The 20897-nt window shown below is 75.2% G+C and carries 18 protein-coding genes; 12 read left to right on the top strand and 6 right to left on the bottom strand.

Features of this window, described 5'->3' with window-relative positions; all coding sequences use genetic code 11:
- Positions 1 to 125 precede the first annotated feature (125 nt).
- Positions 126 to 623: a MarR family winged helix-turn-helix transcriptional regulator gene (locus tag AC07BS_RS29175; RefSeq protein ID WP_478648011.1), complete on the bottom strand. Its 498-nt coding sequence runs from the start codon at positions 621 to 623 to the stop codon at positions 126 to 128.
- Between the two features lie 89 nt (positions 624 to 712).
- Between AC07BS_RS29175 and AC07BS_RS29170 the strand changes: the two genes are divergently transcribed.
- Together AC07BS_RS29170 and AC07BS_RS29165 are read left to right on the top strand one after the other, a co-directional pair.
- Positions 713 to 1630, top strand: coding sequence for an EamA family transporter (locus AC07BS_RS29170; protein ID WP_478934977.1), 918 nt, complete (start codon positions 713 to 715; stop codon positions 1628 to 1630).
- Positions 1631 to 1636: 6 nt separating this feature from the next.
- A complete protein-coding gene (locus AC07BS_RS29165; protein ID WP_478648008.1) occupies positions 1637 to 2272 on the top strand; it encodes an NAD(P)-dependent oxidoreductase in 636 nt (211 codons plus the stop codon).
- A gap of 127 nt (positions 2273 to 2399) precedes the next feature.
- Here AC07BS_RS29165 and AC07BS_RS29160 read toward each other — a convergent pair whose 3' ends face one another.
- The gene (locus AC07BS_RS29160; protein WP_478648006.1) at positions 2400 to 3047 is read right to left on the bottom strand and encodes a transglycosylase SLT domain-containing protein; all 648 of its coding nucleotides are present in this window, start codon (positions 3045 to 3047) and stop codon (positions 2400 to 2402) included.
- Between the two features lie 362 nt (positions 3048 to 3409).
- On the opposite strand from AC07BS_RS29160, the gene AC07BS_RS29155 reads away from it, so the two are divergent.
- Positions 3410 to 4291: an alpha/beta fold hydrolase gene (locus tag AC07BS_RS29155; protein WP_478934976.1), complete on the top strand. Its 882-nt coding sequence runs from the start codon at positions 3410 to 3412 to the stop codon at positions 4289 to 4291.
- Between the two features lie 26 nt (positions 4292 to 4317).
- On the opposite strand, the gene AC07BS_RS29150 is transcribed toward AC07BS_RS29155, so the two are convergent.
- Together AC07BS_RS29150 and AC07BS_RS29145 are read right to left on the bottom strand one after the other, a co-directional pair.
- Positions 4318 to 5529 carry a serpin family protein gene (locus tag AC07BS_RS29150; RefSeq protein ID WP_478934975.1) on the bottom strand — a complete coding sequence of 404 codons (1212 nt, stop codon included), beginning with the start codon at positions 5527 to 5529 and terminating at the stop codon, positions 4318 to 4320.
- A 120-nt stretch (positions 5530 to 5649) separates the two neighbouring features.
- Positions 5650 to 6969, bottom strand: coding sequence for an aminotransferase class I/II-fold pyridoxal phosphate-dependent enzyme (locus AC07BS_RS29145; RefSeq protein WP_478934974.1), 1320 nt, complete (start codon positions 6967 to 6969; stop codon positions 5650 to 5652).
- A gap of 92 nt (positions 6970 to 7061) precedes the next feature.
- Between AC07BS_RS29145 and AC07BS_RS29140 the strand changes: the two genes are divergently transcribed.
- The 9 genes from AC07BS_RS29140 (at position 7062) to phsA (ending at position 19511) form a co-directional block, all read left to right on the top strand.
- On the top strand, positions 7062 to 8339 hold the full coding sequence (locus tag AC07BS_RS29140) for an MFS transporter (protein ID WP_478648000.1): 1278 nt from the start codon (positions 7062 to 7064) through the stop codon (positions 8337 to 8339).
- 7 nt (positions 8340 to 8346) lie between these two features.
- A complete protein-coding gene (locus AC07BS_RS29135) occupies positions 8347 to 8871 on the top strand; it encodes a VOC family protein (RefSeq protein ID WP_478934973.1) in 525 nt (174 codons plus the stop codon).
- An 89-nt stretch (positions 8872 to 8960) separates the two neighbouring features.
- Complete coding sequence (locus AC07BS_RS29130) at positions 8961 to 11714, top strand: SpoIIE family protein phosphatase (protein WP_478934972.1); 2754 nt, start codon at positions 8961 to 8963, stop codon at positions 11712 to 11714.
- A 139-nt stretch (positions 11715 to 11853) separates the two neighbouring features.
- Positions 11854 to 12843 (top strand): hypothetical protein, encoded by a 990-nt coding sequence (locus AC07BS_RS29125; RefSeq protein WP_478647995.1) that lies wholly within the window; start codon positions 11854 to 11856, stop codon positions 12841 to 12843.
- A 52-nt stretch (positions 12844 to 12895) separates the two neighbouring features.
- On the top strand, positions 12896 to 13930 hold the full coding sequence (locus AC07BS_RS29120) for a methyltransferase (protein WP_478934971.1): 1035 nt from the start codon (positions 12896 to 12898) through the stop codon (positions 13928 to 13930).
- A gap of 41 nt (positions 13931 to 13971) precedes the next feature.
- Positions 13972 to 14514 (top strand): RNA 2'-phosphotransferase, encoded by a 543-nt coding sequence (locus AC07BS_RS29115; protein ID WP_478647993.1) that lies wholly within the window; start codon positions 13972 to 13974, stop codon positions 14512 to 14514.
- Positions 14515 to 14712: 198 nt separating this feature from the next.
- Positions 14713 to 16143 (top strand): glycoside hydrolase family 47 protein, encoded by a 1431-nt coding sequence (locus AC07BS_RS29110; RefSeq protein WP_478934970.1) that lies wholly within the window; start codon positions 14713 to 14715, stop codon positions 16141 to 16143.
- A gap of 112 nt (positions 16144 to 16255) precedes the next feature.
- Positions 16256 to 17659, top strand: coding sequence for a cytochrome P450 (locus AC07BS_RS29105; protein ID WP_478647990.1), 1404 nt, complete (start codon positions 16256 to 16258; stop codon positions 17657 to 17659).
- A gap of 52 nt (positions 17660 to 17711) precedes the next feature.
- Positions 17712 to 19511, top strand: a complete 1800-nt coding sequence (phsA, locus tag AC07BS_RS29100) for an O-aminophenol oxidase PhsA (RefSeq protein ID WP_478934969.1) — start codon at positions 17712 to 17714, stop codon at positions 19509 to 19511.
- Positions 19512 to 19532: 21 nt separating this feature from the next.
- On the opposite strand, the gene AC07BS_RS29095 is transcribed toward phsA, so the two are convergent.
- Both AC07BS_RS29095 and AC07BS_RS29090 read right to left on the bottom strand, forming a co-directional pair.
- Positions 19533 to 20099: a hypothetical protein gene (locus AC07BS_RS29095; protein ID WP_478647987.1), complete on the bottom strand. Its 567-nt coding sequence runs from the start codon at positions 20097 to 20099 to the stop codon at positions 19533 to 19535.
- A gap of 51 nt (positions 20100 to 20150) precedes the next feature.
- A complete protein-coding gene (locus AC07BS_RS29090; RefSeq protein ID WP_478934968.1) occupies positions 20151 to 20855 on the bottom strand; it encodes a 2OG-Fe(II) oxygenase in 705 nt (234 codons plus the stop codon).
- Positions 20856 to 20897 lie beyond the last annotated feature (42 nt).

The raw sequence follows: 20897 nt of genomic DNA, 5'->3' as shown, positions 1-20897 counted from the left end.
CGCCCTGCATATGCGTAGGAGATCGAAGGGAGAACAACAACGCCATCCCCCCCCCCCCCCCCCCCCCCCCCCCCCCCCCGCCGGGTGGACCACCCGTTCCCCCTCCCCCGGGGCCCGGCGGCCCGTCAGTTGCGGGGATCGCTCACGGACTCCAGCAGGTCCCGGAGCACGTCGGCGAGGGCGTCGCGCCGCTCGGGCGCGAGGGCGGCCAGGATGCGCTCCTCGGTGGCGAGGTGGTCGGGCAGGGCCCGGTCGACGAGGGCGCGGCCCTTGTCGGTGAGGGAGACGACGACACTGCGGCCGTCCGAGGCGCTGGGCTCCCGGGTCACCAGCCCGCGACCCTCCAGCCGGTCGAGACGCTGGGTGATGGCCCCCGAGGTCACCATGGACGAGCGCATCAGTTCGGCGGGGGTGAGCCGGTGCGGGGCGTCGCTGCGCCGCAGGGTGGCGAGGACGTCGAAGGACGCGGAGTCGAGGTCGTGCACGGCGAAGGTGCGCCGCAGCTCGGCGCTGATCAGCAGGGAGAGGCGCTGGAGCCGGCCGATGACGGCCATCGGCGAGACGTCCAGGTCGGGGCGCTGCCGGGCCCACTGGTCCAGTACATGGTCGACGTGATCTGCCACCCCGCCATCGTAACCACTGCCTTAGCGGTGAGATAGATCACTGACGCCCACCCCGGACAGATTGCTTAGCGGTGAGATACATTGGCTTAGTGCTAAGCAATCGACTGAAGGTCGCGGCGGCGACCGCGCTGGCCCCCGCCGTGTGGGGCAGCACCTACCTCGTCACCACCGAACTGCTCCCGCCGGGCCGGCCCCTGCTGGCCGCGACGGTCCGGGCACTGCCCGCGGGGCTCGTGCTGGTCGCGTTAACACGGCGGCTGCCGCGCGGTGACTGGTGGTGGCGGGCGCTGGTGCTCGGCGCCCTCAACATCGGCGTGTTCTTCGCCCTGTTGTTCGTCGCCGCGTACCGGCTGCCGGGCGGGGTCGCGGCCACGATCGGCGCGATCCAGCCCCTGCTGGCGGCGGGCCTCTCGGCCCTCCTGCTCGGCGAGCGGCTGACCCTGCGCACCGCGGGGGCCGGGATCGCCGGCGTGGCGGGCATCGCGCTGCTCGTCCTGCGGGCGGACGCGCGACTGGACGCCGTCGGGGTGGCGGCCGCCGCGGGCGGCGCCGTCGTCATGGCCACCGGGGTCGTCCTCAGCAAGCGGTGGACCTCGCCCGCGCCCCTGCTGGCGACGACGGGCTGGCAGCTCACCGCGGGCGGGCTGCTCCTGCTCCCCGTCGCGCTCCTCGTCGAGGGCACGCCGCCCACGCCGACCGGCGCCCACCTGGCGGGCTACGGCTACCTCGCGGTCATCGGCACCGCCGTCGCCTACGCCCTCTGGTTCCGCGGGATACGCGCCCTGCCGCCCACCAAGGTGGCCTTCCTCGGTCTGCTCAGCCCCCTCGTCGCCACCGCGCTCGGCTGGCTGGCGCTCGGCCAGGAGCTCAGCGCGCCGCAGCTCCTGGGCGGCCTGGTCGTCCTCGCCGCCCTCGCCGTGGCACAGACCGCGAAGCCCCCGGGCCCGGCCTCGTCGACCACGTCCTCCTCCTCGTCCCCTTCCCGTTCCCTCACCTCCAGGAGCTGATCACCCATGCGCATCACCGTCTTCGGATCCACCGGCAACGTCGGCAGCCGCGTCGTCGCCGAGGCACTGTCCCGCGGCCACGAGGTCACCGCCGTCGTCCGCGACCCCGCCCGCACCGGCCCGCTGCCCGCCACCGTCACGGTGCGCACCGGCGACGCCCGCGACGCCGACGCCGTCGCCGCGCTCGGCGCCGGGCAGGACCTGATCATCGGCGCCACCCGGCCCCGGCCCGGCAGCGAGGGCGAGCTCGTCGCGGCCGCCAAGGGGCTGCTCGCCGGCACCGCCCGCGCCGGCGTCCGCCTGCTGCTCGTCGGCGGCGCCGGCAACCTGACCTCCCCCAACGGAGGCGCCGTGCTCGACGACCCCGCGTTCGTGCCCACCGCCTGGCGCCCCATCGCCCTGGCCTGCGACGAACAGCTCGCCGTCTGCCGGGCGGAGACGACCGCCGACTGGACCTACCTCAGCCCGTCCGCGCTCCTGGAGCCTGGCACCCGCACCGGTTCCTACCGGCTCGGCGCCGACGAACTCCTCGTCGACGACCAGGGCGTGTCGGCGATATCCATGGAGGACCTCGCCGTGGCCCTCCTGGACGAGGCCGAGCGGCCCCGTCACCACCGGGCCCGCTTCACCGTCGGCTACTGACGGCCCATCAGCACCGCCGTCCCGCGCCCTCCCGCGGGACGGCGTCCGTCGTTCCGGACGACGCGGGAGACATGACACGACGCGGCGCCCTCGGCGGGCGCCGCGTCGTGGGGACCGCCGGGGCGGATCAGTACGCGGAGTTGACGTTGTCCATCGAGCCGTAGCGGTCGGCGGCGTAGTTGCAGGACGCGGTGATGTTGGCGACCGGGTCCCAGATGTCCCAGGACGTGCCCTCGACGTGATACGCCTTGAACGTCGGGTCGATGATCTGCAGCAGACCCTTCGACGGCACACCGTTGATCGCGTTGATGTCCCAGTCGTTGATGGCGCGGGGGTTGCCGCTGGACTCGCGCAGGATGTTGCGCTTGATGCCGTCGTACGAGGCCGGGATGCCCTTGGCGCGCAGGATGTCCAGGGACTCGCCGATCCAGCCGTCCAGGTTGTTCGCGTAGGTCTTCTTCGCCGGGGCGGCCTTCAGGGGGGCACGGGCCTCGGAGCGGTTCGCGCGCTCCTCGCCCTTCTTCGCCGCGGCACCCGCCTTCGCCCGCGCGGCGGCGGTGTCGGCGGCCCTGGCCAGCTCGCCGTCGTGCGTCTCGCCGAACTCCTGGGCATTCCGCGCGACGGGCTTCACCGCGGCCGTGACCGACTCGGTGGCCGAGGCCTGCGGCACCAGCGCGAACGTCAGGGCCGCGGCACCGGCGGCGGTCACGAGACCGGCGGCGGAGATCTTGTGGGCCTTGGACAGAGCGGTATGGCCGGAGGTGGTGGAACCCATGGAGCGGAAGACCTTCCCAGTCGCTTGCGTCGCAGTGGCCGTCGTGGGCGCGTAGAGGAAGCGCCGTTTCCCGGTCGACGGCGCCGTGCGACTCGATCCGTTGTAGAGGTCCGGAGATCCGCTTGGCAAAAATGTGACCTACTACCCCGTATAGGAACAAGGGGGTCGCGGAGGACGCCCGACGCCTGCTCCACGGGCCCGCGGCCGTCCACTAAGCGGCTTCGTACGTGACCCAGGTCCTATGGGTGGCCTCACAGATCCGGCCCGTTCGCGGGCTTTCCGTGAGGCCGCCCTTGACTGCGAGACGAGACGTCTCGTATCGTCTTCCTCGTTCACAGCCGGAGCAAGGAAGGGACCCCCTCATGCAGCACTTCGCCGACGTCGCCCCCGGTGTCCGCCTGTGGGTGGAGGAGCGCGGCGCCGCCGACGCCCCTCCCCTGCTGCTGATCATGGGAGCCCAGGCCTCCGGCATGGGCTGGCCCGAGGAGCTGGTGGACGCCCTCGCCGCCCACCACCGCGTCATCCGCTACGACCACCGCGACACGGGCCGCTCCACGTGGTCCTTCGAGGAGCGCCCCTACGCCATCGCCGACCTCGCCCGGGACGCCGTCGCGGTCCTGGACGCGCTGGGCGTCGAACGCGCCCACGTCGCCGGCCTCTCGCTGGGCGGAATGCTGGCGCAGCTGCTGATCGCCGACCGGCCCGACCGGCTGCTCAGCGCCACGCTGATGGGCACGTGCGCGCTCAGCACCGCCCCGTACACCCGCCCCGACGGGACCGTCACACCGGTCGAGGAGCTGCCCGGCATCGCTCCCGAGGTCCTGGAGATGTGGTCCCGGCCCGTCGAGGACCACGGCCTCGTCGCCGAGCTGGACCGGCGCGTCGAGCACTGGCGGGCGCTGAGCGGGGGCGGGCTGCCGTTCGACGCGGAGTACTTCCGCGCCCTCGAGCGGAAGATCATCGAGCACACCGGGACGTACACCGCCGGCACCGCGCACGCCCGGGCCGACGACTCCGGCCTGCTGCGCACCGACGAGCTGGCCGCGACCGAGGTGCCCACGCTCGTGATCTCCGCCCCCGCGGAGCCGGTCTTCCCGCCGCCGCACGCCGAGCACCTGGCCCAGGCGGTCCGCGGGGCACGCGTCGTCCGGATCCCCGGCATGGGCCACGCCCTCCCCCACGAGGTGATCGCGCCGCTGACCGCCGCGATCCTGGGGCACACGACGGGGCGGGACGCCGTCTGAGGGCGCCCGGCCGTCCGGGATCGGCGTCAGCGCCGCCGGGCGGGCGCCTCGGCCGGTTCCGTGACCCAGCCCGCGGCCGGCACCAGGCCGGAGGCGCGGTGGACGGCGAGGAAGCCGAACGGTCGCTCGAAGGAGGCGCGGACCATCATCGCCCGCTTCCGGGGCACACCCGCCGCGGCGAGCCCGAACGCGGTCACGGCCGCCGCCTCGAAGCCGTCCGCGGTGAACCCCGCCGTCATGCTCTGCCGCGCGGAGGAGACCGCCAGCGGCACGTCGCTGATCCCGGGGAAGTGGCCGTGCGAGAGGTCCGTGGCCGTCCGCAGGCCGAACAGTCCGGCGTGCCGGAGCAGATCGTGCTCGGCGCGCACGGTGAACCGGGGGGTGGCGACGACCAGCACCGGGCGCTCGTCCCAGCCGGCGACCTCCTCGACGGTGACGCCGGGGGCGGGCGCGCCGAGGGGCAGGGCCGAGCCGGGCAGCGTCGCGTACTCCCCGGCGAGCAGGCCCACTCCGGCCTGGAGCACCTCGCCGCCCGTAGCGTCCTCGGCGCCGAGCAGCAGGTGGACGTCGATGCCGTTGTCGCCCTCGACGGCGACGGTGGTCAGCGGGCCCGCCGGGGTGTGCGGGGCCACCCGCAGCCCGTCGAGCCGCCCGTCCCTGCGGTAGAGCCCGGCCAGGCGCTCGCCCCGCCAGGGGCCGCCGGAGGGGGTGAGCCATCCGTCGTGGAACGGCGTGGTCCACCGGGTGCGGACGAGCAGCGTCCCGGCCAGCACCATCAGGAGGCCGGGGCCGGTGGGCACGGGCATGGCGGTGATCGCGCCCCGCGTCTGCCGGTCCGCCCAGGCGTCGAGTTCCGCGCGGTCGCGGGCGGGGTCCCCGGTCAGCACACCGTGGGCGCCCTCGGGCAGCGCGTCCCGCCAGGCGGGGCGGACGGGGAGGCCGGCCCGGCTCCACAGCCCGGTGGCGGCGTCCACGCCGTCCGCGCCGCGCAGTGCCGCGAGCGCCGCGCCGCCCAGGGCGGCGGCGTCGTCGGCCTCCACGAGGCCCAGGGCGGTGCGGAGTTCGGCGCGGGCGGGCCCGTCGGCGCCGGCCGCCAGCAGGGCGAGCAGCGGCCAGACGCCGGCCGCGGAGAACACGGTCCCCCGGCCCCGCGCGCCGGCCCCGCCCGCCGCGACCCGCGCCCACGCGCCGGTCAGGGCGTTGACCGAACGAACCGTCTCCGTGGTGCTGGTGAGCACTGTCCCGTATCCCCCGTCATCGTGTCGTCCGTCTTCCGGCGCAGCATAGACGCCGGCACGGCACGGACGCCGGGGCGGCATGGACGAGGCGCGGTCCGGACGCGGCCCTCCGGGCGGCCCTCACCCCCCGTACGTGGCCTGGGTCTCGCCCAGGACGGCGGCGAAGTCCCGGGCCAGCCGGGCGCCGTCGGCGGGCGGCAGCGCGGCGGTGGTGATCCGGACGCCGGGCGGGGCGCCGATCCGGAACCGGGCCCCGGCGGCGACCCACCAGCCGTGCGTACGCAGCCCGTTGACGACGGCGGACTCGTCGCGGACCGGCACCCAGACGTTCATGCCGCTCTCGCCGTGGGCGGCGATGCCGTGCCGGGTGAGCTCCGCGCGCAGGGCCAGGCGCCGTTCCCGGTACGTCTCGCGCGCCCCGCGCACGAGCGCGTCCGTCGTGGTGTCCTCCATGAGGCCGAGGACCGTGGCCTGGAGCAGGTGGCTCACCCAGCCGGAGGTGAGCAGCAGCCGTCCGTCGTGCCGGGCCAGGGTGGTCGCGTCGCAGGCGGCGGCCGCCCAGCGCAGGTCCGTGCCCAGGTACTTGGTCACGGTGCGGACGTGCGCCCAGCGCGCGAGCCCGCCCTCGGTCACCGAGCGCAGGGGGGCGCCGGCGATGCCCGCGGCGAAGTCGTTCTCGACGACGAGCACGTCGGGCGCCCCGCGCAGGAGGGCGGCCAGCGCGTCGCGGCGGGCGGGCGAGAAGTGGCCGCCGACGGGGTTCTGCGCGCGCGGGCAGCACACGACGGCCCGGACGCCGGCTCGCAGCGCGGTGCCGAGCGCGTCGGGGAGCATGCCCTCGTCGTCGACCGCGACCGGGACCGTGCGCAGGCCCAGGGCGGTGACGAGGTCGAGCAGGTGGTGGTAGCCGGGGTCCTCCACGGCCACGGCGTCGCCGGGCCGGAGTTCGACGGAGAGCAGCCGTCCGATCAGGTCCAGCGCCCCGTGCGCGAAGGTGACGTGCTCCGCGGGGACGCCGTCGGCCCCCAGCCACGCCCGGACCGCGTCCTCCAGGGCCGGCAGCCGGGGCACCGAGCGGTGCGAGCGGTTGCCGGGCGACAGCCGTACGGGCGGCACGAGGTCGGGCAGCAGGTCCGGGTCGGGATGGCCGCCCGCCAGGTCGCGGAGCCCTTCGGGCACCCTGGGCGGCCGCCGCGAGGCGACGCCGGGGCCCTCCGCCACGACGGTGCCGCCGCGGCCGCGGGTGACCACGATGCCGCGCTGCCGCAGCTCCTTGTAGGCGGCCGCCACCGTGCCGGGGCTGACGCCGAGGTCCTCCGCCAGCCGGCGCACCGGGGGGAGCGGTGTGCCGGGTTCCAGGACGCCCTCGGTGACCGCGCGTTCGATCGAGGCGGAAACGGCCTTGGCCGTACCACCGGTGATCCCATATTGTATTGCCACGCACACAATTATGTATCAATACATACGGGGTGACAAATCGTCAGGGCATCCGTCGCCGGTCGCCCCGGTCGATCTCGATCTCAGGGGGAATCGTGGGCACGAACCGGAGGCGCGACGCGCTCGCCGCGCGCATACCGGGAGGCCGGGACGGGCGGCGCATGCTCGTCGTCTCACTGGTCGACCGCGTCGGCAACGGCCTGTGGGCCGCCACGTCGGTGCTGTACTTCACCTACGTCACCGGTCTGGGCGTGGCGGCGATCGGCATGCTGGCGGCCGTCGCCGGCGTCGCCGGCATCGCGGGGGCACCGGTCGGCGGCGCGCTCGCCGACCGGCTCCCGCTCACCCGCGTCCTCGCCGCCTTCCAGGTGCTGCGCGCGGTGGCGGCCCTCGGACCGCTCGTCACGGACCGCTTCACACCGCTGCTCGTGTGCTCCGCCGTCGCCGGGTTCGGCGACCGGGCGGCGAGCGTGCTCACCAAGCTGTACGGCACGCGCGTCGCGGGCACCGAGCGCGTGCGCTACCAGGCGGTCAACCGGACCGTCGCGAACGCCGGCTGGGCCCTCGGCGGGCTGGGCGCGGCGGCGGCCCTCACCGCCGGCAGCACCACGGTCTACCGCGTCCTGCTCCTGGGCGACGCGCTCTCCTTCGTCGCGGTCGCGCTGCTCACCCTGAGCTGCTCGGAGGCCTCGGCCCCGGCCCGCGTGGCCGGCCGGAGCGACGGGCCCCCGCCGGCCGCCCGGGCCACCAACCCCTGGCGCGACCGCTCCTACCTGGCCTACGTGGCCACGGACGCCGTGCTCTTCCTCGACGACGCGGTCTTCAAGGTCGGCCTGTCCCTGTGGGCCGTGCACGCCACCGACGCCCCGCACGGCCTGGTCCCGCTGCTGATGGTCCTCAACAACGTGATGGTCGTCGGCCTCCAGGTGCCCCTGTCCCGCTTCGGTGCCACGACACGCGCGGCGCGCGGCCTGCTGCCGCCGCTCTCCCTGGTCTTCGCGGCCTCCGGCGTCGCCATGGCGGCCGCCGCCGCGCCCGGGGCCGTCCTCGCGGGCACCGCCCTCGTGGTGGCGACCGCCGGCTTCACCCTCGCCGAGATGCTGCACGCCACCGTCTCCTGGGAGCTGTCCGTCGCCCTCGCCCCGGAGGAGGCCCAGGGCGCCTACCTCGGCGTCCACGGCCTGGCCACGGCGAGCCAGCGCGCCCTGGGGCCCGTGGCCGTCACCGCCGCCATCGCGACCGGCCCCCTCGGCTGGGGCGTCTTCGGCGCCGCGATCGGCGCCGCCTGTCTGCTCCAGCACCGCCTCGTCCGGCCCGTGCCCGGCGTGTCCTCGCCCGACGTACCCGCGCCTGCCGCGTCCCGTCCGGTATGACACCTCCATGCCGGACATCTCCATGCGGGACACCTCCCCGCGGGGCGCCGCCCCGCACAAGATCACGCCGTTCCTCTGGTTCGACGACCGGGCCGAGGAGGCGGTGCGGCACTACGCGTCCGTCTTCGGCGACTGCCGGGTCCTCGACACGCGGCACTACGGCGAGGCCGGCCCGGGCACTCCCGGCACGGTCATGACCATCACGTTCGAGCTCGCCGGGCAGCGGCTCGTCGCGCTCAACGGCGGCCCGCACTTCACCTTCAACGAGGCGATCTCGCTGTCCGTGGACTGCGCGACCCAGGAGGAGGCCGACGAGCTGTGGGAGCGGCTCGGCGAGGGCGGGGAGGAGGGGCGGTGCGGCTGGCTGAAGGACCGCTTCGGACTGTGGTGGCAGATCACCCCGCGCCGGCTCACCGAGCTGCTGGCGCACCCCGACCCGGCCACGGCCACCCGTGTCATGCGGGCCATGCTGGGCATGCGGAGGATCGACGTCCAGGCGCTGGAGGACGCCGCCGCGGGGACCGGCCCCTGAGCATCTCCGGATGCCGTCCGCGTCCGGAAGGCCACTCCGGGTGGCGCGTACCGTTCGCGCCGCGGAAGGGCCCGGGGTAGACATGACGTATGGCCCGAATCCGGGGCCGCTCCTGGAGGCCGTCGGGTCGCTGGTTCGCCGGCCGGCGCCGAGGTAGCCGGCGTGAGCGGCGAGAGTCGCGTACGGGCTCACGGATGCCGTGGGTCCGGCGCCTGCGGTCGGTCGCCGACCGCAGCCTCGCCACCCAGATGTTCGTGCTGCAGGTGCTCATCGTGCTGCTGCTCATCGTGGCGGCGGTGGTGACGCTGCTGCTCCAGGCGCGCAGCGACAGGTTCCAGGCGGCGCGCGACCGTTCGCTCGCGGCCGCCCAGGCGTTCGCGCACGGGCCCGGCCTGGTGGAGACCATGCGGGGACCCCACCCGTCCGCCGTGCTCCAGCCGCTGACCGAGGCCGCCGCCAGGACGGGCGGGGTCGACTTCATCGTCGTGATGAACCGCGACGGCATCCGCTACACCCACCCCGATCCCAAGCAGATCGGCAAGAAGTTCGTGGGCACCATCGGCCCGTCGTTGCAGGGGCATGTCACCGTCGAGAACGTCAACGGACCGCTGGGCAAGGAGATGCAGGTCGTGGTGCCGGTGACGGACCGCGGCCATGTCGTCGGCATGGTCTCGTCCGGGCTGAAGATCAGTTCGGTGAGCAGCGCGGTCGACCGGCAGCTTCCGGTCGTCCTGGCCGCCGGCGGTGTGGCGCTGGCCCTGGCCACGGGCGGCACGGCCCTGGTGACCAGACGGCTGCGGCGGCAGACCCACGGCCTCGGCCCGCTCGAGATGACCCGGATGTACGAGCATCACGACGCGGTTCTGCACGCGGTGCGCGAGGGCGTCGTCATCGTCAGCGGGGACGGCCACGTCCTGCTGGCCAACGACGAGGCGTGCCGGCTGCTGGGCCTGCCCCCGGACGCGGAGGGCCGGCGCGTGGCCGACCTGGGCCTGGAGCCCCGGATGGCGGAACTCCTCGAGTCCCGCCGGGTGGCCACGGACGAGGTGGTGCCCGTCGGGGACCTGCTGCTGGCGGTCAACCAGCGGCCGACGGACCGCCGGGGCGGCCCGCCGGGCAGCGTGGCGACACTGCGGGACTCCACCGAGCTGCGGGCGCTCGCCGGCAAGGCCGAGGTGGCGCGCGGCCGGCTGCGGCTGCTGTACGAGGCGAGCGTGGCCGTAGGCACCACCCTGGACGTGCAGCGGACGGCCGAGGAGCTCGCCCAGGTGGCGGCGCCGGGGTTCGCCGACTACGTCTCCGTCGACCTGGCCGAGCCGGTGCTGCGCGGCGAGGAGCCGCCGACCGGGGTGGGCCACGAGGCACCGGTGCTGCGCCGGGTGGCGCTGAGCGGCACCCCGGACGACCACCCGCTCTACCGGGCGGGCGAACTCCACAGCTTCGCCGCGCCCACCCCGCAGGCCACGGGGTTCCTCAGCGGGCACGCCGTGCTCGTACCGGACCTGCGCGTCTCGGCCGGCTGGCGCACCCAGGACCCGGTGCGCACCCGGGCGATACTGGAATACGGCTTCCACTCGCTCATCACGGTGCCGCTCAGGGCCCGCGGGGTCCTGATGGGGATCGTCAACTTCTGGCGGGCGCGGGACAGCGGACCGTTCGAGGAGGACGACCTGTCCCTGGCCGAGGAACTGGCGGCGCGGGCGGCCGTGTGCATCGACAACGCCCGCCGCTTCACCCGCGAGCACGCGATGGCGGTGACGCTCCAGCACAGCCTGCTGCCGCGCGGGGTGCCCGAGCAGAGCGCCCTGGACATCGCGTACCGCTACCTGCCCGCGCAGGCCGGGGTGGGCGGCGACTGGTTCGACGTCATCCCGCTGCCCGGCGCCCGGGTGGCCCTGGTGGTGGGGGACGTGGTGGGCCACGGGCTCCACGCGGCCGCCACGATGGGCCGGCTGCGCACAGCGGTGCAGAACTTCTCGTCCCTCGACCTGCCGCCGGACGAGCTCCTCGGGCACCTCGACGAGCTGGTCGGCCGGATCGACCAGGAGGCGACCGGGGTCGACGGGGAGGCCGCGATCGCGGGCGCGACATGCCTGTACGCGATCTACGACCCGTCGACGGGGATGTGCAGCCTGGCCCGGGCCGGGCATCCGCTGCCCGCGCTCGTCCGTCCGGACGGCACGGTGGAGTTCCCGGAGCTGCCCGCCGGGCCGCCGCTCGGCCTGGGCGGGCTGCCGTTCGAGGCGGCGGAGCTGCACCTGCCCGAGGGCAGCAGCCTGGCGCTGTACACGGACGGCCTCATCGAGGACCGCACGCGCGACATCGACGTGGGGCTGGAGATCCTCGCCCACACCCTGGCGCATCCCGGCCGGTCGCCGCAGCGGACGTGCGACGCGGTGCTGGAGGCGCTGCTGCCCCCGGTGCAGGCCGACGACATCGCGCTGGTCGTCGCCCGCACCCGGAGGCTGGAGGACGAACGGATCGCCACCTGGGAGCTGGAGGCCGACCCCGCGGTGGTGGCGGGCGCGCGCGCCGACGTCACCCGGCAGCTGACCGACTGGGGCCTGGAGGAGGCGGTGTTCACCACGGAACTCGTCCTCAGCGAGCTGATCACCAACGCGATCCGGCACGCCTCCGGCCCGATCCGGGTCCGGCTGATCCGCGACCGCGCGCTGATCTGCGAGGTCTCCGACACCAGCAGCACCTCGCCGCACCTGCGCTACGCGGCGGCCGAGGACGAGGGCGGCCGCGGCCTGTTCCTGGTGGCGCAGCTGGCCGAGCGCTGGGGTACCCGGTACACGGCCGACGGCAAGGTCATCTGGGCCGAGCAGCAGCTGCCGTAAGGGCCGGGGGCAGGCCCGACGGGGCCGGAGGGGTGGCCTTCTTCCGGTGTGCTGTATCCGCGCCCGGCCGATCCCCGGCACGGCGGACCGCGAGTAGGTTCCCGGCCGACGGCACGCCGCCCCGCGGAAAGGCCCCCGGATGACCCAGGCACCGCAGCGCACCGAAGCCCGCCGCCCCCTCGCGCCCCCGTACCCCGGGCGCACGTCGCTCTTCGTCAACGGGTTCCCGCCCCGCCGCAGGGTCCTCGTCGCCGTGCTGGCGGCGCTCGCCGGGTTCGCCCTCACGGTGGTGTGGTCGGCGCGGTTCGTCGACACGACCATCGGCGGCACCGTCGCCGACACCCTGCTCGGCCGCGACACGCGCGGCACGCCCATCGACGGCGTCCTGGGCGGTGTCGTCTTCGCCCTGGCCACCGGGGTGGCCGGCACGTTCACGGCCTGCAACGTGGCCGCCTTCGGCGCCTTCGCCCCGCTCGCCGGCTGCGTCACCACCCGGCGGGGGCGGCTGCGGCACATGCTCCGGCCGCTCGGGCTGATGGCGGCCGGGGCGGTCGCGGTCTCCGCGGCCTACGGCGTGGTCGTCGCGCTGGCCGGTACGCGGATGCCGCAGTTCCAGGCGAACAGCGCGGCGGGCGGGGCGGGCGGCTTCTCCCCGCGGCTGATCCAGGCCATGGTGGTGTTCGGGCTGGCGGGGCTGGTGATGATCTGCCTCGGCCTCGCCGCGCTGGGCCTGGTGCGCGACCCGCTCGCCCGCGTCTCCACCCGCTTCCCGAACGCCCCCATGGTCGTCATGGGCGTCCTGACCGGATCGTTCCTCATCGGGCGCCCCTACCCGCTGTTCCGCCAACTCTTCCGCGACGCGGCCGAGAGCCACGACGTCCTGTACGGCGCGGCGGCGTTCGCCCTCCAGGCGCTCGGCAACATCCTGATCATGGCGGTGCTCCTGCTGCTCGTCACCGCCGTGGCCGGCGAGCGGCTGTACGGCTGGCTCGCCGCGAAGCCCAGCCGCGCGTCCGCGCTGACGGCGGCCGGCTTCATCGCCGCGGGCGTGTTCATGGTCCTGTACTGGGATGTCCGGATCCTGGCGCGCCGCGATCTCATCTGGTACCCGCTGGCCCCCTGGGCCTGACATCGTTGGCCTCCGTACGGTCCCGCGAAGCACTCCGCACGGAGGTGGTCCCGTGAACGACGCCCACGACGGGGCGGGCGCACTGCGCAGCGCCGCCCGCGTCATCGACGAAGCCCTCGGCTTCCTCTACCCCGCCGCCCTGCGCGCCGCGGCGGAGGTGGGGGTGGCGGATCACCTGGCCGACGGGCCGCGTACCGCGGAGGAGCTGGCGAAGCCCACCGGCACGGACGCCCGGAGCCTCCACCGCGTGCTGCGGCTGCTGGCCACGCGCGGCCTGTTCGAGGAGGACGAGCGGGGGCGCTTCCGGCTGACGGAGACGGGCGACGCGCTGCGCTCGGACGCGCCGGCCTCGGCACGCTCGGCCGTGCTCATGATCACGGACCGGACGATGTGGCTGCCGGCCGGCGAGATGGGGCGGTGCGTGCGGGACGGCACATCGGCGTTCCCGGGCATCTTCGGCATGCCGTTCTTCGACCACTTCGCGCGGGACGCGGCGACCGCGGCGGTCTTCCACGACGGCATGGCCGCCATGTCCGACGCCGAGAACCAGCCGATCGCGGACCGTTGCGCCTTCCCCGAGGGCGCCACCGTCGTGGACGTGGGCGGCGGCCACGGCGGGCTCCTCCTGGCCGCGCTGCGCGGCGGGCCCCGGCTGCGGGGCGTGCTGTACGACCGGGCGCACGTCCTCGCCGGGCACCGGCTCGGCGGCGCGGACGCCGGGGACGTCGCGGGGCGCTGGACGCTGGAGGAGGGCGACTTCTTCGCCTCCGTACCAGCGGGCGACGTCTATCTCCTCAAGCGCATCCTCCACGACTGGGACGACGACCAGTGCACCGGCATCCTGCGCAACTGCCGCCGCGCGATGGCCCCCGGCGGCCGCGTCATGGTCGTCGACGCGGTCCTCCCGCCGGGCAACGCCCCGCACCAGGGCAAGACGCTGGACGTGATGATGATGGCGGCCCTGGAGGGGCGGGAGCGCACCGAGGAGGACTTCGCGCGGCTCTTCGACGCGGCGGGGCTGCGGCTGGAACGCATCGTCCCGACGCCCACCGTCCTGTCCGTCGTCGAGGGGGTCGCGGCCGGGTAATCCGGATGACCGCGCCCCCGGGGGTGCGGGAGGCTGGGGGCATGGACGAACGACGGACCGTACAGGTCTCGAAGTACCTCTCCCGGCACCTGCGCCACCAGCCGGGCCGCATCGGCGTGCGGCTCGACCCCCAGGGCTGGGTCGACGTCGACGTCCTGCTGGCCGCCGCGGCCGCGCACGGCTTCCCCGTGAGCCGCGAGGAGCTGGAGCACGCCGTGGCGACGAACGACAAGCGGCGGTTCGCGCTGGAGGGCGACCGGATACGGGCCCGGCAGGGGCACACGGTCCCCGTCGACCTGGGGTTGCCGGCGGCCGAGCCGCCGGCGTACCTCTACCACGGCACGGTCGCCCGCAGCGTGGCCGCGATCCGGGCCGAGGGGCTGCGCCCCATGGACCGGCACCATGTCCACCTGTCGGCCGACCGGGAGACGGCCACGCGCGTCGGGGCGCGCCGGGGCAGACCCGTGGTGCTGTCGGTGGACGCCGCCGCGATGCGCGCGGCGGGCCACGTCTTCCGGGTGACGGACAACGGTGTGTGGCTGACGGACGCGGTGCCGCCGGCCTTCCTCCGCTTCCCGGGCTGACCGCCGCCGGCCCGATCGCCGTCCGGCCGCGCGACCGGGATCCCGCGTTGACGTGAGGTCAATCCTCCATGACACCGCGGGCCGTGCCGGGCGTACCGGCGCCGCGCCTGCGGAGGAGAGCGGCCGCGGCGCCCCATACTGCGAGCAACGACCACTCACCCGGGCCCGGCACCCGTGGTCAGGAGGACTCGCACCGCCATGATCAACACATCGTCCGGGGCGTACGCGTCCCGCCGCGGCATGCTGTACGCCCTCGCGGCCGCGAGCGGCCTCGCCCTGGGCGGCGGATCCGGCGCGCGCGCCGCGCCGGCCGTCCGGCACGCGGAGCCCGGCACACGGCCCGACGCCGCCCGGGCCCGGGAGATCCGCGCCGAGTTCCGCCACGCCTGGGACGGCTACAAGCGGTTCGCCTGGGGCCACGACGAGGTGCTGCCGGTCTCGGGCGGGCACCGCGAGTTCTTCGCCAAGGGCCACCCAGTCGGCCTGTCCATCGTCGAGGCGCTCGACACCCACCACCTGATGGGCTTCGACGACGAGGCGGACCTGTGCGAGCGGTGGATCGTGGACCACCTGGACTTCGACATCGACGCCGACTTCCAGGTCTTCGAGACGACCATCCGCCTCGTCGGCGGCCTCCTCGCCGGCTATCTGGCCAGCGGCAGACGGGCCCTGCTCGACCTGTGCGCCGACCTGACGGACCGGCTGCTGCCGGCCTTCACCCGGTCGCCCACCGGCATGCCCTACCGCCACGTCAACCTCCGCACCGGCCGGGTCTCGGGCGCCACCTCGCCCGTCGCCGAGATCGGCACCAACCTGCTGGAGTTCGGCGTCCTGTCCGAGCTCACCGGCGACGCCCGCTACCGCAGGGCCGCCAAGCGCGCCCTGCGCGCCCTGGTGGAGCGCCGCTCGGAGCTCGGCCTCCTCGCCACCACCATGAACGTGGAGACCGGCCGCTGGGCGGACCGGCAGGCCGTCGCCGTCGACCCCCCGGCGGACTCCTTCTACGAGTACCTGTGGGGCGCGTGGCTGATGTTCGGCGACGAGGAGTGCCGGGACTGGTTCCGGATGTTCGCCGACGCGCTGCGCCGCCACCAGGCCGAGCGGGTGGACGGGCGGCTCTGGTTCCGGCACGTGGACTTCCGCACCGGGGCCCTCGTCAACCGCCACCAGTCCTCCCTGGCCGTGGCCATCCTGCCGGTCGGCGGCGACAACGCCCTCGCCGCCGACTACTACCGCTCGTGGACGGCCGTGCTCGACAAGTACGCCGTCATCCCCGAGCAGATCGACTACGCCCGCCTGGAGGCCGTCGCTCCCGGCAACGAGCTGCGCCCCGAGTACGCCAACTGCGCCTTCCAGCTGTACTGGCAGACCGGCGACCCCTACTACCGGACCACGGCCTGGCGCTACTTCGAGAACCTCGTGAAGCACCACCGCGTGCCGGGCGGCTACACCGTCGTCGCCGACGTCACCCGGCGGCCCATGCCCAAGGGCGACCACTGCCCCGCCTACGTCTTCGCCGAGAACTTCAAGTGGCTCTACCTCACCTTCGCCGACACCCCCCGCTTCGACTACGCCCACGGCTACCTCAGCACGGAGGGCAAGGTGCTGCGGGGCCTGCGCCGCGCCTGAGACCGCCCCCGCGCGTCCCGGAACGCGCCGCGGCACACCCCGTACACACGCCCGCGACCTCACCCGTACGCCGTACTCCACACCTCGCCGGAGGACCGGGAGAATGCTCCACATGGCCGTGTCCGAAGCACCCGCGCGTCCCGTCCGCGGACCGCGCGGCCTGCCGCTGCTCGGCAACCTCCCCGCCTTCGGGCGGGACCCGCTGGCCTTCCTCGACCGGCTCCGCGACCACGGCGACGTCGTCGCCTGGTCGCTCGGCCCGCGCCGGAGTCTCTTCCTGTCCCGGCCCGACCACATCGCCGAGCTCCTCGGGGCCGTCGAGCAGACCTTCGAGCCGCTGGAGGTCGGCTGGGCCCTCCGGCAGCTGGTCGGCGACAGCGTCCTGCTGAGCCGGGGCGCCGACTGGCGCCGCAAGCGGGCCCTGGTCCAGCCGACCGTACGGCCCCGCCACGTCCGCGCCTACGCGGCCACCATGGTCGACTGCGCCGTGGCGCTCGCCGACGACTGGCACGACGGCCTGCGCGTCGACGTCCGCCACGAGATGACCCGGCTCACCCAGCGGATCGTCGCCCGCACCCTCTTCGGCAACGACCTCGGCGACGACGACGGCGGCCGCCTCGGCGCCGCGATGGCCGTCATCGAGCACGAGCTGGGCACCGAGCTGCGCGGCGCCAACCTCTTCCTCCCCGGCTGGGTCCGGCCGCCCTGGCGGCGCCGGCTGCTCGCCGCCGTGCCCGTGGTCGACGCCGAGATCCGGCGGCTGATCGAGGCCCGGCGGGCCGGGGGCCCCGCCGGCGACGGCCACGACGACCTGCTGGACCGGCTGCTGACCGCCCGTGACGAGGAGGGCCGGGCCCTGACGGACACCGAGGTGCGGAACGAGGCCGTGACCCTGTGGGCGGCCGGCCACGAGACCACCTCCACGGCCCTGACCTGGACCTGGCTGCTGCTCTCCCGCTCCCCCGCCGCCCGCGCCCGGCTCACCCGTGAGGTGGACGAGGTCCTCGGCGGCCGGCCCCCGGCGCACGACGACTACGAACGCCTCCCGTGGACCCGGCAGGTCGTCAAGGAGTCCCTGCGCCTCTACCCGCCCGGCTGGCTCCTCCCCGCCGTGGCCAAGGAGGACACCGCCGTGGCCGGGGTGCCGGTCCGGGCCGGCACCGTCGTCTGGTGCAGCCAGTGGACCACCCACCGCGACGCCCGCTGGTTCCCCGACCCGCTGTCCTTCCGGCCCGAGCGCTGGGGCCCGGACGCGCCGGACGCCGTCCCGGACCACGCCTGGTTCCCCTTCGGCGGGGGCCAGCGCACCTGCCTGGGCGCGCGGTTCGCCCTCGTCGAGGCGACGCTCGTCCTCGCGGCCCTGGCCCAGCGCTTCCACCTGGAGGCCGAACCCCACGACGGCACGCCCGCCGTCGGCCTGCTGCTCCACCCGGCCACCCCGCTCCGGGCCACCCTGCGGGCCCGTCACGCGCCGGCGGGCAACCCCGTACGTTCCTCCGCGCGTCCTGAGGGGTGACAGCTGCCGCCGGGAGGCCGGTGGCACGGGGGAAGCGTGACGGGGGTCCCGCATGACCGAGACGACGATCAGTCCTGCTCCATCCGCCGAGTCCGCCGCCGGACTCACACCGTTCCTCGACGCCCTGCGGGTGCCGCCGGTGCTGCGGCCCGACGCCGAACAGGCGCGCGAGGGCATCGGCATCACCTTGTCCGCCGCCTGGGTACGGCTGCACTCCGAGCTGCCGCCGACCCGGGTGTGGGCCTACGGCGGCCACGTCCCGGGGCCGACCGTGGAGGTCCGCCGCGGCCGGCGGCTGCGGATCACCTGGCACAACCACCTGACGGGGCGCCACCCGGTCACGGCCGTGGAGGCCGTCCGCGCACCGGGCGCGCCCTCGCCGTCCGACCTGCCCGGCCGCGGCGGTGCCGAGCCGCTGCCGGAGGTGGCGGCCCTCCCGCCGTGGACGGTGACGCACCTCCACGGCGCGCCCACCGGCGGCGGCAACGACGGCTGGTCGGAGAACGGCGTCTCGCCGGGCGACGCCCAGCTCTGCGAGTACCCCAACGACCACCGCGCCGTGGCCTGGTGGTACCACGACCACGCCATGGACATCACCCGCTGGAACGTCTTCGCGGGCCTGGCCGGGATGTATCTCGTGCGCGACGACGAGGAGGACGCGCTGCGCCTGCCGCGCGGGGAGTACGAGATCCCGCTCGTCGTCCAGGACCGCAACCTCGACCAGGACGAGGACGGCCGCCTGACCGGCCGGCTGCTCCACAAGACGGTCGTCGTGGGGCAGGACGACCGGGGCGGGAACGTCACGGCGGCGTTCTTGGGCCCGTACACCCTCGTCAACGGCGTGATCTGGCCGCACCTGGACGTCGAGGCGCGCTGGTACCGCTTCCGGCTGCTGAACGCCGCCAACGCCCGGACGTTCCAGTTCCGGCTGGTCGACGACGAGAGCGGCGAGCCCGTGCGGGGCGCGCTGTGGCAGATCGGCACGGACGGCGGCCTGCTGCCGCGGCCCGTGCCGCTGGACGAGCCGCTGCCGGTGGCGCCCGCCGAGCGGGTGGACCTGCTGGTCGACTTCGGCAGGCTGCGCGGCCGCCGCGTCCGGCTGGTCAACGCCGCGCCCGGCGTGGCGTATCCGCAGGTCATGCAGTTCCGGGTGGACGACGAGGAGGTGGCGGACGGCTTCGTGCTGCCGGGGGTCGTCTCCGCGTCGTTCCGGCGGATCACCCACGAGACGGCGCCCGAGCACGGTCACCGGCTGGTCGTCCTCACCCCGCCCGGGACCGCCGGCGACGCCCACCCGGGGCTGTGGGAGATGCACCCGGTCGAGCCCGGCTCGGTGACCGTGCCGGGCGAGGGGGTGATCCAGATCGAGGGCCCGGACGGCCAGGTGCGGACGTACCGCAGGGGCGCCCGGACGTTCGACGACGCCCTGGGCTTCATGGTGGCGCACGACACCTGGGAACAGTGGAGCTTCCTCAACCTCGGTGGCCCCACCCACCCCATGCACATCCACCTCATCGACTTCCAGGTGCTCGGCCGACGGCTCTATCCGGCGGCCCCCGGCGGCTCGTTCGACACGACCCTGGGCGGCACACGGTCGCCGCTGGCATACGGCGGCACGGCCCCCGTGTCGGACAGCGACGCCGGCTGGAAGGACGTGATCCAGGTGCCCGCCGGGCAGATGGTGAACGTCATCGGCCGCTTCCACGGGGCGAAGGGCCGCTACATGTACCACTGCCACCTGCTGGAGCACGAGGACATGGGCATGATGCGGCCGTTCGTGGTGATGCCCGCCGAGGTACTGGCCTTCCACCACGGCGCCGGTGGTGGCCACCACGGCGGCCACGCGCGCTGAGCCGGGCGCGGCGGTCGTCCCCTACTCCGGCGGCTGCTCCGGCGGCGCGGGGTGGGAGACGACCCATCGGCCGTCGACGGCCCAGGTGCCGCCGTCGGCCGACGCGCCGCGCAGCCCGTCGAGGGTGTCCGGGCCGGCGAGGGCCGGCAGGCGGGAGTCCTGGAGGGAGGCGAAGGCGAACGTCCGGGCCGGGTCCCAGGCGGTGCTGTGGCGCAGACGGCGGCTCATCAGGGCCCAGCCGAGGGGCGCGGCCGCCACCACCCACGCCTCGGGCGCCGGGTCCGTCAGCCGGCGGGCGGGACGCAGCCAGGAAGCGGCGGCCTCGGGCCAGTCCACCACGGCCACGATGTGCCGGTCGCGGGCCTCCCACGCCGCGACGAAGGCCGCGGCCGCGGCGCGGGAGGCGGCGTCCCGGGCGTGCCCGACCGCGACCGTGCGGGTCCGGGGCGTCGAGCGGGTCAGCAGGTCCAGGAGGGCGGCGAGTTCGGGGCCGGTGTGCGGGGCGGGCGCGGGGAGGTCGCCGTAGGCCCTCGCCTCGCCGTCCGGGAGGAGGGGCGAGGGCGGCCGTACCGGGTGTCGGGGACTCATGGTCGGGGTGGTTCCTCGGGGAAGGGGTGTCGGGGGCGGTGCCGCGACGGGTCAGGCCGCGTCGTGGAAGACCAGGCCCAGGGCGTGCCGGCGGCCGGTGCGGACGGTGCTCACGCCGTGCCGGACCGCGCCGGCGGACCAGCCGCGGCTGCCGCGGACGGGCCGGTCGCGGGTGGTGAACACCAGCCCGTGGCCCTGCCGGAGGACGGTCGTGGTGCCCCGGGACTGGGCGCGGGGGCGCTGCTCGACGAGCAGGAACTCGCCGCCCGTGTAGTCGGTGCCGTGCTCGTCGAGGCCGATGACGACCTGGAGCGGGAAGAGCATGTCGCCGAAGACGTCGCGGTGCAGGGCGTTCCAGTCGCCCGCCTCGTAGCGCAGCAGGATCTGGGCGGAGCGGCGCTGGCCGGCCTCGTGGCACATCGCCAGCCACGCGTCGAGGCTGTCGGGCCAGGGGGCCGGGCGGCCGAGGCGGGCGGCCCAGTCGCGGGCGACGACGAGCAGGTGGGGGTAGAGCGCGGCCCGCAGCTCGGCGACGGGCCGGGGCAGGTCGTGGGTGAAGTAGCGGTACTGCCCGGAGCCGAAGCGGTGCCGGGCCATGTCGACGGTGGTGCGGAACAGCCCGTCCCGGTCGTAGAGGCCGGTGAGCTCCCGGCACGCCTCGGGGGTCAGCAGCCGGGGGGTGAGGGCGCAGCCATGGGCGTCGAGTTCGGCGGTGACGGCCGGCCAGTCGGCGGCGGCGACGGTCTCGCTGATCATCGTTCTCTCCGGGCGGGGGTACGGGGCGGGGTGGGAGCGGGA

Source organism: Streptomyces sp. NPDC044063 (genome assembly GCF_056434285.1).
The sequence above is the reverse complement of the archived record's forward strand: the minus strand, read 5'-3'. Positions and strand labels throughout refer to the sequence as shown.

Bases quoted from the DNA above. Each gene is read 5' to 3' on its own strand.
- AC07BS_RS29165 (WP_478648008.1), top strand. From the start codon at position 1,637: ATGCGCATCACCGTCTTCGGATCCACCGGCAACGTCGGCAGCCGCGTC.
- AC07BS_RS29160 (WP_478648006.1), bottom strand. From the start codon at position 3,047: ATGGGTTCCACCACCTCCGGCCATACCGCTCTGTCCAAGGCCCACAAG.
- AC07BS_RS29155 (WP_478934976.1), top strand. From the start codon at position 3,410: ATGCAGCACTTCGCCGACGTCGCCCCCGGTGTCCGCCTGTGGGTGGAG.
- AC07BS_RS29135 (WP_478934973.1), top strand. From the start codon at position 8,347: ATGCCGGACATCTCCATGCGGGACACCTCCCCGCGGGGCGCCGCCCCG.
- AC07BS_RS29130 (WP_478934972.1), top strand. From the start codon at position 8,961: ATGGCCCGAATCCGGGGCCGCTCCTGGAGGCCGTCGGGTCGCTGGTTC.
- AC07BS_RS29125 (WP_478647995.1), top strand. From the start codon at position 11,854: ATGACCCAGGCACCGCAGCGCACCGAAGCCCGCCGCCCCCTCGCGCCC.
- AC07BS_RS29115 (WP_478647993.1), top strand. From the start codon at position 13,972: ATGGACGAACGACGGACCGTACAGGTCTCGAAGTACCTCTCCCGGCAC.
- AC07BS_RS29110 (WP_478934970.1), top strand. From the start codon at position 14,713: ATGATCAACACATCGTCCGGGGCGTACGCGTCCCGCCGCGGCATGCTG.
- AC07BS_RS29105 (WP_478647990.1), top strand. From the start codon at position 16,256: ATGGCCGTGTCCGAAGCACCCGCGCGTCCCGTCCGCGGACCGCGCGGC.
- phsA (WP_478934969.1), top strand. From the start codon at position 17,712: ATGACCGAGACGACGATCAGTCCTGCTCCATCCGCCGAGTCCGCCGCC.
- AC07BS_RS29095 (WP_478647987.1), bottom strand. From the start codon at position 20,099: ATGAGTCCCCGACACCCGGTACGGCCGCCCTCGCCCCTCCTCCCGGAC.
- AC07BS_RS29090 (WP_478934968.1), bottom strand. From the start codon at position 20,855: ATGATCAGCGAGACCGTCGCCGCCGCCGACTGGCCGGCCGTCACCGCC.